Origin of the sequence: Salmonella sp. SJTUF15581, assembly GCF_043356775.1 — a bacterium.
GTDB lineage: Bacteria > Pseudomonadota > Gammaproteobacteria > Enterobacterales > Enterobacteriaceae > Salmonella > Salmonella enterica.
This window is the reverse complement of record NZ_JBEUJY010000014.1, coordinates 39477-54657: the sequence shown is the minus strand read 5'-3', so window position 1 is coordinate 54657 and position 15181 is coordinate 39477. Positions and strand designations below refer to the sequence as shown.

General features: G+C 54.2%; 15 protein-coding genes and 2 pseudogenes. 4 read left to right on the top strand and 13 right to left on the bottom strand.

Annotation, left to right across the window (positions count from 1 at the left end; translation table 11 throughout):
* Positions 1-33: 33 nt before the first annotated feature.
* The 9 genes from purF to pdxB all read right to left on the bottom strand — a co-directional run bounded on the left by purF (position 34) and on the right by pdxB (position 9189).
* Positions 34-1551 carry an amidophosphoribosyltransferase gene (gene purF, locus ABVN36_RS19990; protein WP_000334205.1) on the bottom strand — a complete coding sequence of 506 codons (1518 nt, stop codon included), beginning with the start codon at positions 1549-1551 and terminating at the stop codon, positions 34-36.
* A 37-nt stretch (positions 1552-1588) separates the two neighbouring features.
* A complete protein-coding gene (gene cvpA, locus ABVN36_RS19985) occupies positions 1589-2077 on the bottom strand; it encodes a colicin V production protein (RefSeq protein WP_000262102.1) in 489 nt (162 codons plus the stop codon).
* A gap of 310 nt (positions 2078-2387) precedes the next feature.
* On the bottom strand, positions 2388-3062 hold the full coding sequence (dedD, locus tag ABVN36_RS19980; protein WP_000157037.1) for a cell division protein DedD: 675 nt from the start codon (positions 3060-3062) through the stop codon (positions 2388-2390).
* On the bottom strand, positions 3052-4320 hold the full coding sequence (folC, locus tag ABVN36_RS19975) for a bifunctional tetrahydrofolate synthase/dihydrofolate synthase (RefSeq protein ID WP_000792275.1): 1269 nt from the start codon (positions 4318-4320) through the stop codon (positions 3052-3054). Before folC ends, dedD begins: the two co-directional genes overlap by 11 nt.
* 67 nt (positions 4321-4387) lie before the next feature.
* Positions 4388-5302: an acetyl-CoA carboxylase, carboxyltransferase subunit beta gene (accD, locus tag ABVN36_RS19970; protein ID WP_000118383.1), complete on the bottom strand. Its 915-nt coding sequence runs from the start codon at positions 5300-5302 to the stop codon at positions 4388-4390.
* A gap of 149 nt (positions 5303-5451) precedes the next feature.
* Positions 5452-6111, bottom strand: coding sequence for a DedA family protein (locus ABVN36_RS19965; RefSeq protein ID WP_000364318.1), 660 nt, complete (start codon positions 6109-6111; stop codon positions 5452-5454).
* 48 nt (positions 6112-6159) lie between these two features.
* Positions 6160-6972: a tRNA pseudouridine(38-40) synthase TruA gene (truA, locus tag ABVN36_RS19960; RefSeq protein ID WP_000016631.1), complete on the bottom strand. Its 813-nt coding sequence runs from the start codon at positions 6970-6972 to the stop codon at positions 6160-6162.
* A complete protein-coding gene (locus ABVN36_RS19955; protein WP_001289141.1) occupies positions 6972-7985 on the bottom strand; it encodes an aspartate-semialdehyde dehydrogenase in 1014 nt (337 codons plus the stop codon). The genes truA and ABVN36_RS19955 overlap by 1 nt, the downstream gene beginning before the upstream one ends.
* A 67-nt stretch (positions 7986-8052) precedes the next feature.
* Positions 8053-9189, bottom strand: coding sequence for a 4-phosphoerythronate dehydrogenase PdxB (gene pdxB / locus ABVN36_RS19950; protein WP_000699176.1), 1137 nt, complete (start codon positions 9187-9189; stop codon positions 8053-8055).
* A 103-nt stretch (positions 9190-9292) separates the two neighbouring features.
* Here pdxB and flk point away from each other — a divergent pair, with 103 nt between their 5' ends.
* The gene (gene flk / locus ABVN36_RS19945) at positions 9293-10294 is read left to right on the top strand and encodes a flagella biosynthesis regulator Flk (RefSeq protein ID WP_000553395.1); all 1002 of its coding nucleotides are present in this window, start codon (positions 9293-9295) and stop codon (positions 10292-10294) included.
* Here flk and ABVN36_RS19940 read toward each other — a convergent pair.
* Both ABVN36_RS19940 and ABVN36_RS19935 read right to left on the bottom strand, forming a co-directional pair.
* Positions 10291-11469 (bottom strand): MFS transporter, encoded by a 1179-nt coding sequence (locus ABVN36_RS19940; protein ID WP_023138695.1) that lies wholly within the window; start codon positions 11467-11469, stop codon positions 10291-10293. The two genes, flk and ABVN36_RS19940, sit on opposite strands and share 4 nt — an antisense overlap.
* A 179-nt stretch (positions 11470-11648) precedes the next feature.
* Positions 11649-12023: a hypothetical protein gene (locus ABVN36_RS19935; protein WP_023138696.1), complete on the bottom strand. Its 375-nt coding sequence runs from the start codon at positions 12021-12023 to the stop codon at positions 11649-11651.
* A gap of 172 nt (positions 12024-12195) precedes the next feature.
* Here ABVN36_RS19935 and ABVN36_RS19930 point away from each other — a divergent pair.
* The 3 genes and pseudogenes from ABVN36_RS19930 to ABVN36_RS19920 form a co-directional block, all read left to right on the top strand.
* Positions 12196-12327 (top strand): annotated as a pseudogene (locus ABVN36_RS19930) (helix-turn-helix domain-containing protein); the annotation flags it as partial.
* A pseudogene (locus tag ABVN36_RS19925) lies at positions 12273-12590 on the top strand (hypothetical protein); the annotation flags it as partial. The pseudogenes ABVN36_RS19930 and ABVN36_RS19925, both read left to right, overlap by 55 nt.
* Positions 12590-13108, top strand: a complete 519-nt coding sequence (locus ABVN36_RS19920) for a YbjP/YqhG family protein (protein ID WP_023138697.1) — start codon at positions 12590-12592, stop codon at positions 13106-13108. The pseudogene ABVN36_RS19925 and the gene ABVN36_RS19920, both read left to right, overlap by 1 nt.
* A 66-nt stretch (positions 13109-13174) precedes the next feature.
* On the opposite strand, the gene ABVN36_RS19915 is transcribed toward ABVN36_RS19920, so the two are convergent.
* Both ABVN36_RS19915 and fabB read right to left on the bottom strand, forming a co-directional pair.
* Entirely contained in the window at positions 13175-13831 is a 657-nt protein-coding gene (locus ABVN36_RS19915; RefSeq protein ID WP_033903641.1) for a CPBP family intramembrane glutamic endopeptidase, read from the bottom strand.
* Between the two features lie 97 nt (positions 13832-13928).
* A complete protein-coding gene (gene fabB, locus ABVN36_RS19910) occupies positions 13929-15143 on the bottom strand; it encodes a beta-ketoacyl-ACP synthase I (RefSeq protein WP_000817161.1) in 1215 nt (404 codons plus the stop codon).
* Between the last annotated feature and the right edge of the window lie 38 nt (positions 15144-15181).

Here is a 15181-nt window from a genome sequence, read left to right as displayed (position 1 = left end):
TCGGCCAGCGGCATTGCGCCGCTGGCAAAGCCATTAGCCTTCGTTATGCATTTCCAGGTTTTCCATTTCGTTCTGGAACAGCACCGCTTTGGCGTCGTCATTACGTAATGAATCCAGGAAGTCGAGGTATTGCTGGTCTACGTCTTTGGTGACATATACCCCGTTAAATACCGAACACTCAAACTGCTGGATATCCGGATTTTCCGCGCGTACGGCTTCGATCAGATCGTTCAGATCCTGGAAGATAAGCCCGTCTGCGCCGATGATCTGACGAATCTCATCCACCTCGCGACCATGCGCGATCAGCTCATTGGCGGTCGGCATATCAATGCCATAGACGTTGGGGAAACGAATTTCCGGCGCGGCGGACGCCAGATAAACCTTCTTCGCGCCGGCTTCCCGGGCCATCTCGATGATCTGCTCTGATGTGGTGCCACGCACGATGGAATCATCCACCAGCAGGACGTTCTTATCGCGAAATTCCGCGCGATTAGCATTGAGCTTACGGCGCACGGATTTACGGCGTAGCTGTTGGCCCGGCATGATAAAGGTACGTCCCACGTAACGATTTTTGACAAATCCCTGGCGGTACGGCTTGCCGAGAATACGGGCAATTTCTAGTGCGATATCGCAGGAGGTTTCCGGGATAGGGATCACGACGTCGATGTCCAGATCTTCCCATTCACGAGCGATTTTTTCGCCAAGTTTGGTGCCCATATTCACACGAGCGCTGTAGACGGAGATCTTGTCGATAAAGGAGTCCGGGCGAGCAAAATAAACGTACTCAAACAGACAGGGGTTACTGACCGGGTTATCCGCGCACTGGCGCGTGAACAGTTGCCCCTTTTCGGTAATATAGATAGCTTCGCCCGGCGCGACATCGCGCAGGAATTCAAAGCCCAGCGTATCCAGCGCCACGCTTTCAGAAGCGACCATATACTCCGTACGACCATCGCCAACGTCACGCTTGCCCAGCACTAACGGGCGAATGCCGTGCGGATCGCGAAAAGCCACCATGCCGTGGCCGATAATCATCGCCACGCAGGCATAGGCGCCGCGGATTTGACGGTTAGTCGCGGCAATCGCGGCAAAAATATTGTCGGCTTCCAGCGGATAGTGACGGAAGTTGTCGAGCTCGCTGGCGAAAATATTGAGCAGGATTTCGGAATCGGAGGTGGTGTTGATATGACGGCGCTTTTCTTCAAACAGCTTTTTACGTAGCTCGTGCGCGTTAGTCAGGTTGCCATTATGGGCCAACGTGATGCCATACGGCGAGTTAACGTAAAAAGGTTGCGCTTCGGAAGCGCTGGAGCTGCCTGCGGTAGGGTAGCGCACATGGCCGATCCCCATGTTGCCCTGCAAACGCTGCATGTGGCGAGCTTCAAAAATATCGTTCACCAGCCCGTTTGCCTTACGCAAGCGGAAGCAGTTATTCGCATCAATGGTGATGATACCGGCAGCATCCTGACCACGATGCTGGAGCACTGTTAACGCGTCATAAATCGACTGGTTGACCGGCATAACACCGGCGATACCGACAATACCGCACATACGTCATTTTCCTCGTTAAGCCACATCTCAGAACCTGTTACGTCCTGGGCAAGAAACTCGACGAGCTTTGCAGATAGTCAAAGAACCATCTGATGATGAAGCTGAACTGCGGGATGAGCTGCGATTTGCTCCAGTCTTCGCTTTTCGACAAGCCGGTAAAGGTATCAAGGAAGAACAGAATGGCGGCGACAATCAGCGCGCCTCGCAGTGCGCCGAAACAGATCCCCAACACCCGGTCAGTTCCCGACAGGCCGGTCTTTTCTACTAGCTGACCTATCACAAAATTCACGATAGCGCCGACGATAAGCGTCGCGATAAACAGTACCGCGATAGCAATCCCATTACGAACCAGTTCGTCTTCAAAGCCCGTAAACCAGACAGACAGGTAAGTGTAGTAGTGACTGGCGACAAAGAAAGCACAACCCCACGTCACCAGCGATAACGCTTCACGAACAAAGCCGCGGATCAGGCTAACCAGACAGGAAAAAGCAATCACCGCGATAATGGCGTAATCAATCCAGACCATAGATGTCCCACGATTTTACGCCCTGTCGTCCTGTTCGGGGCGCATTCTAACAGAAAAAGAAAACGTTTGCGTAGGGATTTCCTTCCCACGCGTAAATAAAAATGGCGCTGAAAAAATATTCAACGCCATCACACTTTTTATCTCTTCGGGCACGACCAGAAGAGCTGCCATCGGCCTGATAAGCGCAGGATACCAGGTTTATTCCTTCTGCCGGATGACGGCGTAAACGCCTTATCCAGCCTACAGAACTTCGGCTATTACCAGATGAACACCGTAGGCCTTAACGCTGCGCGCTCAGGCAAAACGCGCCTTAGTTCGGGCTATATCCCATCACCACGCCGCTTAACCCGGAAATCTGTTTGAGCTCGCCAAGCGATCCTTTCATCTTATCTTTCGACGCATCCGGCCCGACGAGAATACGGGTTATTTTACCCTGTACCGGCGTTGAGGGGGAAGTATAAACCCGGAACCCGGCGGAACGAAGCTTGCCGACTATCTCGTTGACTTTATCCGCGTTTTTCAGCGCGCCCAACTGTACGACATAGGCTTTGCCGGTCGGCGCAGGTTTATCGTCGGCGACTGGTTGCGGAGCGGGCGTCGGCGTGGAAGCGGCGACAACCGGCTGTTGCGGTTTAGGCTGCGGCTTCGGCTTTTCAACCGGCTTCGGTTTAGGCGTCTCCACCGGTATCGGATCAAGCTCGACATTGTTAGACGCCATGCGCGACGGGTCCAGAGACGGCGCTGCCGCATCTCCCGCCCGCACCTCTTCAGCCGCCCCTTCCGGCGGCTGTGTCGGCAGCGCCTGCGTTGCGGCAGGCATCATATCCGGCTCATCGCGGTCGCCAGGCTTCGGTACCAGTGGAATCGCAGCAAATTCATCCTGATAATGCTTTTTCTGTCCGTCCAGCAGACCGGGAAGCACAATAACCCCCAGCGCGACTAACACAATCGTGCCGACTAAACGATTCTGAAACTTACTCGCCACCGATTCTCCCCGCGTCTATCACTTCCATAACATGTGCGACGGTGTGGAACGATCCGCACACCAGCACGGTATCTTCTGGCTGCGCCGCGTCGATAGCGGCCTGCCATGCCTGCGCGACGCTATCATAGACATTCCCTTTCCCCAGATGTTCCAGAAGTTGTTCCGCCGTCGCGCCGCGCGGCCCCTCTAACGGAGCACAATACCAGTCGTCAACCACGCTTTTCAACCAGGCTAACGTGCCGGCGATATCTTTATCATGCAGCATACCAATCACCGCAAGCACGCGCCCGCGTTTCGGCAACATTTTCAGACGACCCGTCAGGTATTCCGCCGCGTGGGGATTATGGGCGACATCAAAGATAACGCGCGGCGACTCACTCACGATTTGAAAACGTCCCGGCAAGGTAGCCTGCGCAATACCGTCGCGAATCGCCTGCTCGTCAATGTTCAACCTGCTGGCGCGCAGCGCGGCCAGGGCGGTGGCGGCATTCGGCTGGGGAACCTGCGGCAACGGCAGTCCGGCAAGCGTGCCGTCACCATCGGTAAACGCCCAGTGGGTCGCTGTCACCTCATAACGCCAGTCAACGCCGCGACGCCGCAACAGCGCGCCGGTCTCCTGCGCGACATCCGCGATGGTTGCCGGCATTTCCGGTTCGCCGACGATAGCGGGTTTTTCCGCACGAAAAATCCCGGCCTTCTCGCGGCCGATACTTTCGCGATCCGGCCCCAGCCAGTCAGTATGGTCAAGCGCGATGCTGGTAATTACCGCTACATCGGCATCCACAATGTTCGTGGCGTCCAGGCGCCCGCCCAACCCGACCTCCAGAATCACCACGTCAAGGTTAGCCTGTTTAAACAGCCACAATGCCGACAACGTACCATATTCAAAATAGGTCAATGAAATATCGCCGCGCGCCGCTTCTATTTCCGCAAAGGACGCGGTATGCGCGGATTCCGCTAATTCTTTCCCCTGCACGCGCACGCGCTCGGTGTAACGTACCAGATGAGGCGAACTATAGACGCCCACACGGTATCCCGCCGCGATTAACACCGACTCCAGCGTGCGACAGGTCGTACCTTTGCCGTTGGTTCCCGCAACGGTAAAAACGAACGGCGCAGGCTTGAGGATGTCCAGACGCGCTGCCACCTGGCTTACGCGCTCAAGGCCTAAATCGATACTCTTGCTGTGCAGGTTTTCCAGATAAGAAAGCCACGAGGCCAGGGGCGACGCAGCTTGAGGTATAGATTTGTTTTTCATTGATTCCGCTGCTTCTTTACGGTGAAAAGCAAAAGGGCAGAGCCTGCGGCCCTGCCCTTTTCAGTTATCAGGCCTCAGACTCCTGATCCGGCGCCGGAGGCACCACCACGCCTTCACGCGGGGCGTCCGGGTTCGGCGCGGGCAGATTCATCAGCTTCGCCAGAATGCTCGCCAGCTTCAGGCGCATTTCCGGGCGGCGGACTATCATATCAATAGCGCCTTTTTCGATCAGGAACTCACTGCGCTGGAATCCTGGCGGCAGTTTTTCGCGAACGGTCTGTTCGATAACGCGCGGGCCGGCGAAGCCAATCAGAGCTTTTGGCTCGGCGATGTTGAGATCGCCCAGCATCGCAAAACTGGCGGAAACGCCGCCCATTGTCGGATCGGTCAATACCGAAATGTAGGGCAGACCACGTTCCTGCATTTTAGCCAGCGCCGCCGAGGTTTTCGCCATCTGCATCAGCGACATCAGCGCTTCTTGCATACGCGCGCCGCCGGAAGCAGAGAAACACACTAACGGACAGTTGTCTTCCAGCGCCTGTTCAACGGCGCGAACGAAGCGTGCGCCAACGACAGACCCCATTGAGCCGCCCATGAACGCGAATTCAAACGCGGCGGCGACAACCGGCATACCGTGAAGCGTCCCTTTCATGACCACCAGCGCGTCTTTCTCGCCGGTTTCTTTCTGCGCGGACGCCAGTCTGTCTTTATATTTTTTGGAGTCGCGGAACTTGAGCACGTCTTTTGGCTCCAGCTCGCTACCCAACTCCACAAGGGAACCTTCATCTAACAGGCTATGCAGGCGATTGCGCGCCGACATGCGCATATGATGGTCACACTTAGGACAGACCTCAAGATTACGTTCCAGCTCAGCGCGGTATAAAACCTGACCGCAGCTATCACACTTGGTCCACACCCCTTCAGGAATGCTAGCCTTGCGGGTGGGAGTAATGTTGCTTTTAATTCGTTCAATCCAGCTCATTGGTGACCTTTCTGCCTGAACCTTAGTCAGCTTTATTATAAGGGGCGCATAATGCCATTTTTGCCCCCAACAGACCATGAATGTTGCACATTAAAACATAACAGCCCGAAACTTTGGATAAAAAAGTGGTCGAACCGCTGAGTTACTTTCTATTTTGCGGCACGCGACGCAGCGCGCTTATGCCGGACAATCTCAATGACGCCGGGTAATATCGAAACCACGATAATCCCCACAATCAGCAGCTTAAGGTTATCCTGAATCAACGGTATCGTACCGAAGAAATAACCGGCGTAGGTAAAGAGCAGCACCCACAGCAGCGCGCCGATGACGTTATAAGCGGCAAAATGCCGATAGGACATGTGCCCCATCCCTGCCACAAACGGCGCAAAGGTTCTGACGATCGGCACGAAGCGAGCGAGAATGATAGTTTTACCGCCGTGTTTTTCATAAAACTGGTGGGTTTTATCCAGATAACTGCGGCGGAAAATTTTCGAATTCGGATTACTGAACAGTTTTTCGCCGAACAGTCGACCAATCGTGTAATTTACCGCATCGCCGACAATTGCGGCGATCAGCATTAACGCCACCATGACATGCACATTGAGATCGTTGGTTTCCAGCGAAGCCAGCGCCCCGGCGACAAACAGCAGCGAGTCGCCCGGCAGGAACGGCGTGACGACCAGGCCGGTTTCACAAAACAGAATCAAAAACAAAATAGCGTACACCCAGACGCCGTACTCCGCGACCAGCTCCGCCAGATGCACATCGATGTGCAGAATAAAATCAATAATAAAGTAGATCAGGTCCATATTTGTCTTTGCCTTTCTACCCGACACGTTTCGGGTGTGCGATTCGGATTAGTCCGCCAGAAATAGCGGGCCCATTGGCGGTTTTGGAAGGTCAAACCGGTCAGGGTAATCCACCGCAACCAAATATAGCCCTTCCGCCTTCGCCGTTGCCGCCGCCAGCGTTCTGTCCCTGGCCGCTAACAGCTCTGCGATCCAGCTCTCCGGCTGGTTGTGAGCGCCTACTTCCAGCAGGCTGCCGACAATATTCCTGACCATATGATGAACAAAGGCATTCGCTTTGATATCGACCACCACATAAGGGCCGTGGCGGGTAACGTTGATGTGCATCACATTACGCCACGGCGTGCGCGACTGGCACTGCACCGCGCGAAACGAGGTAAAATCATTTTCGCCAAGCAGACACTGCGCCGCGCGATGCATCCGCTCTGCATCCAGCGGCTCATAGTAATGCGTCACGCCTTTTGCTAACACCGCAGGACGCAGTCGATGATTGTAGATGATATAGCGATAACGGCGAGCCGTAGCGCTAAATCGCGCGTGAAAATCATCCGGTACAGTTTTCACCCAGCGCACGGCAATGTCACCAGGCAAATTCGCATTTACCCCCAGCGTCCATGCCGCATCTTTGCGCAATGCGGTCGTTTCGAAATGGACAACCTGCCCGGTGCCGTGAACGCCGGCATCGGTACGCCCGGCGCAGAACACGTTAATAGGTTCATTTGCCACCTGCGAGAGCGCTTTTTCCAGCTTTTCCTGCACGCTGCGCACTTCATTCTGACGCTGCCAGCCATAATACTTGCTGCCGTCGTACTCAATACCCAGCGCAATTTTATAGACCGGCGATGATTGCTGTCCGGACATCAGTACAGATACTCCTGCACCAGCTTCTCCGCAATTTTAACGGCCATCAGCGCGCCGCCGAAACGCACGTTGTCCGCCACTGACCAGAACTGAATTTGTTCCGGCATACCGTAATCATTATGCACACAGCCAATAGAAAGCTGTGGATTGCCGGAAGCGTCGCCCACCTGCGTCGGGTAATCCGTCTCTTCTGATAGTACGATATCTTCACCGCGGGAAAACGCCTCGCGCGCCTCTTCCGCCGCCAGCGGACGGAGCGCTTCAAAGCTCACCATCTGCGCATGGCCATAGAACACCGGCGACTGCACGACACTGGCGGAGATCATCACGCCATCGTCCTGCAAAATTTTACGCACTTCATCGACGATACGACGTTCCTGGCGCACGCTGCCTTCACGATCCGGCAGCAGCGGCAGCATATTGAACGCTAACTGGCGGCCAAAGAAATCATCTTCATCAATCGGTATGCCGTTAAGCAGCTTCGCACTCTGTCCAGCCAGCGCATCGACCGCTTTTTTCCCCTGTGCGGACGCTGATAACATACTGGTGACGGCGATGCGCGACAGTCCCCCCTGATCGATTAACGGCTTGAGCGCCGCCAGCAGTTGACTGGTCAGACTATCGGCGACCGCAATCACGTTACGGTTGCGGTAATCCGCCAGTACATACGGGTTAACTTCCGGCACGACCAGCGGCACATCAGGCTCCAGCGCGAACAGACCGCTGGAATCTATCACCAGGCAGCCTGCATTGGTCGCGTCGTCTATCCAGGCAGCCGATGCCTCTGCGCCGGCAACGAAAAACGCCAACTGCGCCTGCGTCCAGTCAAAGTCCGCCGCATCCTGGACAATGACCGACTTGCCACCAAAACGAAGGTGCTCGCCCGCGCTTTCATGACGCGCCAACGCATAAATTTCACCGACCGGGAACTGGCGTTCAGCCAGTGTTTCAAGCAGGGCTTCGCCTACGGCGCCCGTTGCGCCCAGAATGGCAATGTTCCAGCCTTCAGACATGGTGATTTACTCCAGAAATACATAAGCGTCCCTGTCGCATTATTCGACAGGGAGCATTAAGAAGACATTAATGTGCCGGGTGATGAACAGCGTTAAAACCTAGCTTACACAGCAAGGCGGCTGCCGTTTCGTCGTCACACATCACGTATAAAGACGACCATTCACGGCGCTCAAGATAATTTTTACGCAATTTATCAAATTCACCCGGAATTCCAGCGACTTTACGCAGCGGCGCATCGTCGCGGCGCACATCATACACCAAATGCGCCAGTCTTTTCAGCGTCGGTTGATCCAGCGGGCCATGAAGCGTAATACGACCAAACTCAGGTGCAGGCAGTAATGTCTCCAGCGCGACATGCTGCTCGCGGCCAATAAACGCGCTATACGCCTCAAAGACCTGGGTGGTGCCGCGCGCTTTGCCTTCCAGCGTATAGCCGGCAATATGCGACGTGCCGATATCCACGGCTTCCAGTAGCGCGACGTTAAGATCCGGTTCGCCCTCCCACACATCAAGCACCACGCTCAGCGGCTGCCCGGCATTAAGTCGCGCCAGCAACGCGGCGTTATCCACCACCGGGCCGCGGCAGGCGTTAATGAGAATGGCGCCGGGTTTCAGTCGACGGATCAGCGTCTCATCGGCCAGATGCAGCGTTTTGTACGGTCCGTCTTTATAGAGCGGCGTATGGAAAGTCAGGACATCCGCTTCCTGCACCAGCTCATCCAGCGTACGAAAATCACCCTCGTCCCCGCGTGCGGCGCGTGGCGGATCGCACAGCAACGTGCGGATACCCAACGCTTCAAGCCTGGTCTGTAGCCGGCTTCCGACGTTACCCACGCCGACAATCCCTATAGTGCGATCGCGTAACGAAAAGCCGTCACGTTCGGCCAGCATCAACAGCGCGGAAAACACATACTCCACCACGGCGATAGCATTACAGCCGGGCGCGGCTGAAAAACCGATGCCCGCCTGCTTCAGCCATGCCTCATCCACATGATCGGTGCCTGCCGTAGCAGTACCAACGAAGTTAATCGGCGTGCCGCTCAGCAGCGATTCATTCACTTTCGTGACCGAACGCACCATTAACGCATCGGCATGGTTCAATTCTTCAACGGGGATCGGGCGACCCGGCACTGCCTTTACCTCACCCAGGCGGCTAAATAATTCGCGGGCGTAAGGCATATTTTCATCAACGAGAATTTTCACGACTGTCGTACCTGTTTGAGAACGAGAGTTAACCGGACAAGTGTGCCATAATCTGGCCGCCAGGCATATATTGCTCAGATTTATGGTTAAAGGATAATTAATTATGCATCCCATCTCCGGCGCCCCTGCACAGCCTCCAGGCGAAGGGCGTAATCCTCTTTCCGCTGCGAGCGAGCAGCCGCTTTCCATGCAACAGCGTACGGTACTGGAAAGGCTGATCACGCGCCTGATTTCACTGACCCAGCAGCAAAGCGCGGAAGTATGGGCCGGAATGAAACACGATCTGGGGATAAAAAATGACGCGCCGCTACTGTCGCGCCACTTCCCCGCCGCTGAACAGAATCTTACCCAGCGTCTGGGCGTAGCGCAGCAAAATCACGCCAATCGTCAGGTACTTTCACAGCTAACAGAGCTGCTTGGCGTCGGGAATAATCGTCAGGCCGTCAGCGATTTTATCCGTCAGCAATACGGTCAAACCGCGCTTAGCCAGCTTACGCCCGATCAACTCAAAAACGTGCTGACGCTCCTGCAACAGGGGCAGCTTTCCATTCCGCAGCCGCAGCAACGTCCGGCAACGGATCGGCCATTATTGCCTGCTGAACATAATACGTTGAATCAGTTGGTGACGAAGCTGGCGGCCGCGACCGGCGAGTCAAACAAACTTATCTGGCAATCAATGCTGGAACTCTCCGGCGTGAAAAGCGGCGAGCTCATTCCGGCAAAACAGTTTACTCATCTGGCGACATGGCTACAGGCGCGGCAGACGCTGTCACTACAACACGCGCCTACGCTACATACGCTGCAAGCTGCGTTAAAACAACCGCTGGAACCGGACGAACTCACAGCGATCAAAGAGTATGCCCAACACACCTATCAAATTCAGCCGCAAACGGTGCTGACCACCGCCCAGGTACAGGATTTACTTAACCATATTTTCCTGCGTCGCGTAGAGCGGGAGGCGGATGAGCTGGAACCGCTCTCTATTCAACCCATCTACCGCCCGTTCGCGCCGATGATTGAAACCGTGAAAAATCTGTCTGCGCGGCCAGGCCTGTTGTTTATCGCGCTAATAATTGTACTGGCGCTTTTCTGGCTGGTTTCTTAACCACGCCGGAACGATAATATCGTCACCAGGATGCCAACCACCGCGGAGATCGCTCCCGCGAGGAATACGGAAGGATAGCCGCATGACGTGGCCAGCACGCCCGCCAGCGGGCCGGTAACGCCGTAGGAGATATCCTGAAACGCGGCGTAACCGCCGAGCGCCGTACCGCGTACCTGTGCAGGTACGCGTTTCACAACCTCCACGCCCAGCGCCGGGAAAATCAGTGAACACCCAGCCCCGGTGAGCGCCGCGCCTACCAGCGCTATCCAGGCCGTCGGCGCCAGCCACAAGAGCAGCAACCCTGCCGTCTCAACCAGCAATGAGACAACGGCGACCTTCACGCCGCCAAAGCGGTCCGGCATCCAACCGAACAATATGCGCATCAGTACAAACGCACCGCCAAACGCGGTCAGGGTGAATCCCGCCATCGTCCAGCCATTGCTGACAAAATAAAGTGAAATAAACGTACCGATGACGGCAAAGCCCACGCCCTGCAATGCCAGGCCCAGGCCCGGTTTCCAGATAAGCCCGACCACGCTCCACAGTGAAGGTCGCTCCCCCGTATACGCAGGCACTTTACGCACGGTGCCGTTGAATGCCCAGGCCAGCAGCGGTAAAACCATCGTCGTCCCCGCCAGCGCCGCGAAGCCAAAGTGGCTATGGATCAGCAAGCCCAACGGCGCACCGGCCGCCAGCGCGCCGTAAATCGCCATTCCGTTCCACGACATCACCTTACCGGAACGCGTTGGGCCAACCAGCCCCAGTCCCCAGGTCAGGGTTCCGGTCAGCAGCTGACTTTCGCCAAATCCGAGGATCAAACGCCCGACAATAAGCAGCGCGAATTTTACCGGCGCGGAAACCGGCAACAGCGCGGCCAGGAGCCAGGCGGCGCCCGCCAGCCCGCAGGCAAACATCCCCTGTAACGCCGATCGTTTAGCGCCATATTGATCCGCCAGCCGTCCGGCATAGCCGCGCGTCAGTACCGTCGCAAAAAACTGAATGCCCACGGCGATCCCAACCATCGTATTGCTATAGCCCAGTTCGTGATGGACAAAAAGCGGGATGACGGGTAACGGCAGGCCGACCGTCATATAGGTCAGGAAAACCGCAAAGGCGATGCGGAACAGCGAAAAATTCGCAGACGGGGTCGTTGTTTTTTGGCTAACTGCTGTCATGCATTACTCCAGAATGCAGAGTAAGGCGGGGAAAGGCCACGCCCCCCTCTACCTGAACGTCAGGATTAAGGTGCGTTGGATAACGTTAAACGCTTACGCATTATCGGAAGGATAATGTAGAAAGTGAAGTCTGCCTGTGAGACGCGAAACTTGTCAACCTTGAAATTGCAGCCAGGCTATCAACGTGGCGGCGTGTCATCAAACAGAAAGGGAAAGACCGCTTTCATCCCTCTCACCTTAAACCGTCCGGTCACCTGCTTGCGCTGTTCTGGCGTCAGTAACCTGAACATCATCTCCTGGATATCTTCAGGCTCCGCTTCCTGTAAGGAAATGGGTTCTGGCGTCGGTTCCTCTCCGCTGTCGTCAAGATAACGATGAACATAAAGAGGGAAAACAGATATATGAAACTCCTCGGCCTTTGATTTAACACGCTTACGCCTGACACCCTCTTTCCCTTCGCTGTACTTATACAAACGTTCGCGAACCGCAGGCTCGCTTCCCGGAAACCCCGGTAAGCCAAGACATTCCTTAACCGTGAACCATTCCTTTGCCATCGGTTTCTTTCCTTTCTCCTGATGAAATAAAAATATTTCTTCTTTTTCGCGAAATTTTGCTTTCTTTCTGGCACTATTCTCAGAGTGAAAAAGAAAGTAACTTTCTTTTTCTCGCGCTAATTTTTACCTTAAAAATATCGGTGCCGATAACACATCTTCTTAGGATTACAGAATGGAACCAAAAAGCCAGGACTAGCATCGTGCAGATATTAAAAGTGCACTTGAAAAAAGAGGTATTACGCTCAGAGATCTTTCTCGTCAGGCCGGTGTGCGGAATTTACCCGAAAGGCAATTCAGGCGGGCGGTATCACGCTGGGGCATACATATCATGCGAAAGATTATGGCCCAATGTTAAGAAGCGCCGGATTCACCGCTATTGGTACCTATGAAATGCCGCGCGAGGGTGACGTCATCATTATTCAACCTTACGCTGGCGGAAACCCGAGCGGTCACATGGCGATATACGATGGCACAGAGTGGTATTCAGATTTTAAACAACGCGATATGTGGGCCGGCCCGGGCTACCGGGCAGCCAGGCCCTCATATACCATCTACAGGAAGAATTAATGAAAACGTTCTCCCTTGTCGCGCTTATCCTGTTGCTTTGTAGTTGCTCTGCGCCTCATCACGACAGTACGCAGGCCGTGAAGCAGTTCTATACCTCATGGATGACGACGTTCACGAACGATGTGAATACCCCTGACGACACCACCGCCTTAATGCAACGTTACGTTGCTAAAGAGGTTATTCATCGCCTGGCGCTAATACAGTCCCTTTATGAACAGGAGATTGTGGGGGCAGATTATTTTATGTATGCGCAGGACTATGCGCCAGAGTGGATTCCACAGTTACGGGTTGGGAAGGCACACCCTTTCCTCGGCGGAGAAAAAGTGGATGTTCTGTTGGCTACAGAGTCAACACCCATCCACCTGGAAGTTTATACCCGTTGGGAAGAGGGACGCTGGAAAATTTACCGCGTTCGGGATGCTGATAAGGGTTATGAACAGCCGATTTATGACGCAGGCGCCATCACCCAGACTGAGGCCTGGTCAACGAAAGTCGCGCCGGAATATAAGAAGCATTAAAAAAGGAAACCGCCATCGGTCTCTTGTTCGTACCGAAGAGGTTAAAGCGCCTCTTGCATCAGGCTCTTATTCCGTCGCTGAAAACAGTAAGCCGAAAATGACCCAGGCATTATTTAAAATATGAAGTATTATCGGTATCATTAACCCTCGACTTCTCATTCGAACAACGCATAATATCGATGAAAAAACAAACAGATAAACAAAAGTCACCGCAAAGAGATATTGTGTATGCATAAATGCAAAAGCGAGTGAGGTAATAATAATACCGGAAACTCTTGAGTACCGACCCCAACCGATACTGCTGTTTAATAAAAACCCTCTGAATATAATTTCCTCCGCCACAGGAGCCAGAAAGCACATCGCCAGCGTGTTAAGAAATTTATGAAGAAAAAATTGCCTTGATAACTCGGCCATCCAGGGTTCCGGGCCACTAAAAGCATTGTAGAGAACGGTAAGGCACACCAGGGCCAGCGCCGGAAAAAAACATTCCACAAATGATAAGCGGCCCAATGATAAAAACGGGTAATACTTTGAATAAATACTCCAGGCGGCAATCGCATAGACAAAAACAATACTATATATAAAAGGCGCAGCCAGACCTCCCAAATAAAGCCAGACATAGGAAGGCGAAAATGAGGCAAAAACAAAAATGCCAAGCAAACCAAATAAAACAGCCACACAACTCAAACTATGCCTAATTTTATCTAATGTATTAGTTGGCATTTATAGAATATCCATATAATTTGTTGTTCCCTGAATGAAAAAACAGGTCGCATTAGCGACCTGTTTCATTATTGATACTACAACGTAATAGTCAGGCTTACAACTTACGCATCACCAGCGTGGCGTTGGTGCCGCCAAAACCGAAGCTGTTAGACATTACGGTAGTCAGTTCACGCTCGGTGGTTTCGGTCACGATGTTCAGACCCGCAGCCTGCTCATCCAGCTCTTCGATGTTGATACTCGGCGCGATAAAACCGTGCTCCAGCATCAGCAGAGAGTAGATAGCTTCCTGCACGCCTGCGGCACCCAGCGAGTGGCCGGTCATCGCTTTGGTTGCAGAAATTGCCGGGCTGTTATCGCCAAACACTTCACGGATTGCACCGAGTTCTTTCACGTCGCCTACCGGAGTAGAGGTACCGTGAGAGTTCAGGTAGTCGATCGGCGTGTCTACGCCGTGCATCGCCATCTGCATGCAACGTACTGCGCCTTCGCCAGACGGAGCAACCATGTCTGCGCCATCGGATGTTGCGCCGTAACCGACGATTTCCGCATAGATATGCGCGCCGCGCGCCAGAGCGTGTTCCAGCTCTTCGACAACAACCATACCGCCACCGCCCGCGATGACAAACCCATCACGGTGCGCATCATAGGTACGGGACGCTTTTTCAGGCGTATCGTTATATTTGGTGGACAGTGCGCCCATCGCATCGAACTCACAGGCCATTTCCCAGCACAGCTCTTCGCCGCCGCCAGCAAAAACGATGTCCTGTTTGCCCAGTTGGATCTGTTCAACCGCATTGCCGATACAGTGTGCGGAGGTCGCGCAAGCGGAGCTAATGGAGTAGTTCACGCCATAAATTTTAAACGGCGTAGCGAGGCAGGCGGAAACGCCGGATGCCATTGCTTTCGTCACCACATACGGGCCCACGGCTTTCAGACCACGCGGGCTACGCATGGCGTCTGCGCCAAAGACCTGGAATTTCGGGGAGCCGCCGCCGGAACCTGCAATCAGGCCGACACGCGGGTTATTCTGATAGACTTCCGGCGCCAGACCGGCGTCGGCCACTGCCTGCTCCATAGACAGATAAGCATAGATGGAGGCGTCGCTCATAAAGCGCACGACTTTGCGGTCAATGAGGCCAGTGGTATCCAGTTTTACGTTGCCCCATACCTGGCTACGCATGCCGGCGTCCTTCAGCTCCTGAGAGAAAGTGATCCCTGAACGTCCTTCACGCAGAGATGCCAGGACTTCCTGCTGGTTATTACCGATGCTGGAAACGATGCCCAGGCCAGTAATCACTGCACGTTTCATTCAATACCTCTGTAATTCGCACTATTTTTAAGTTTCGA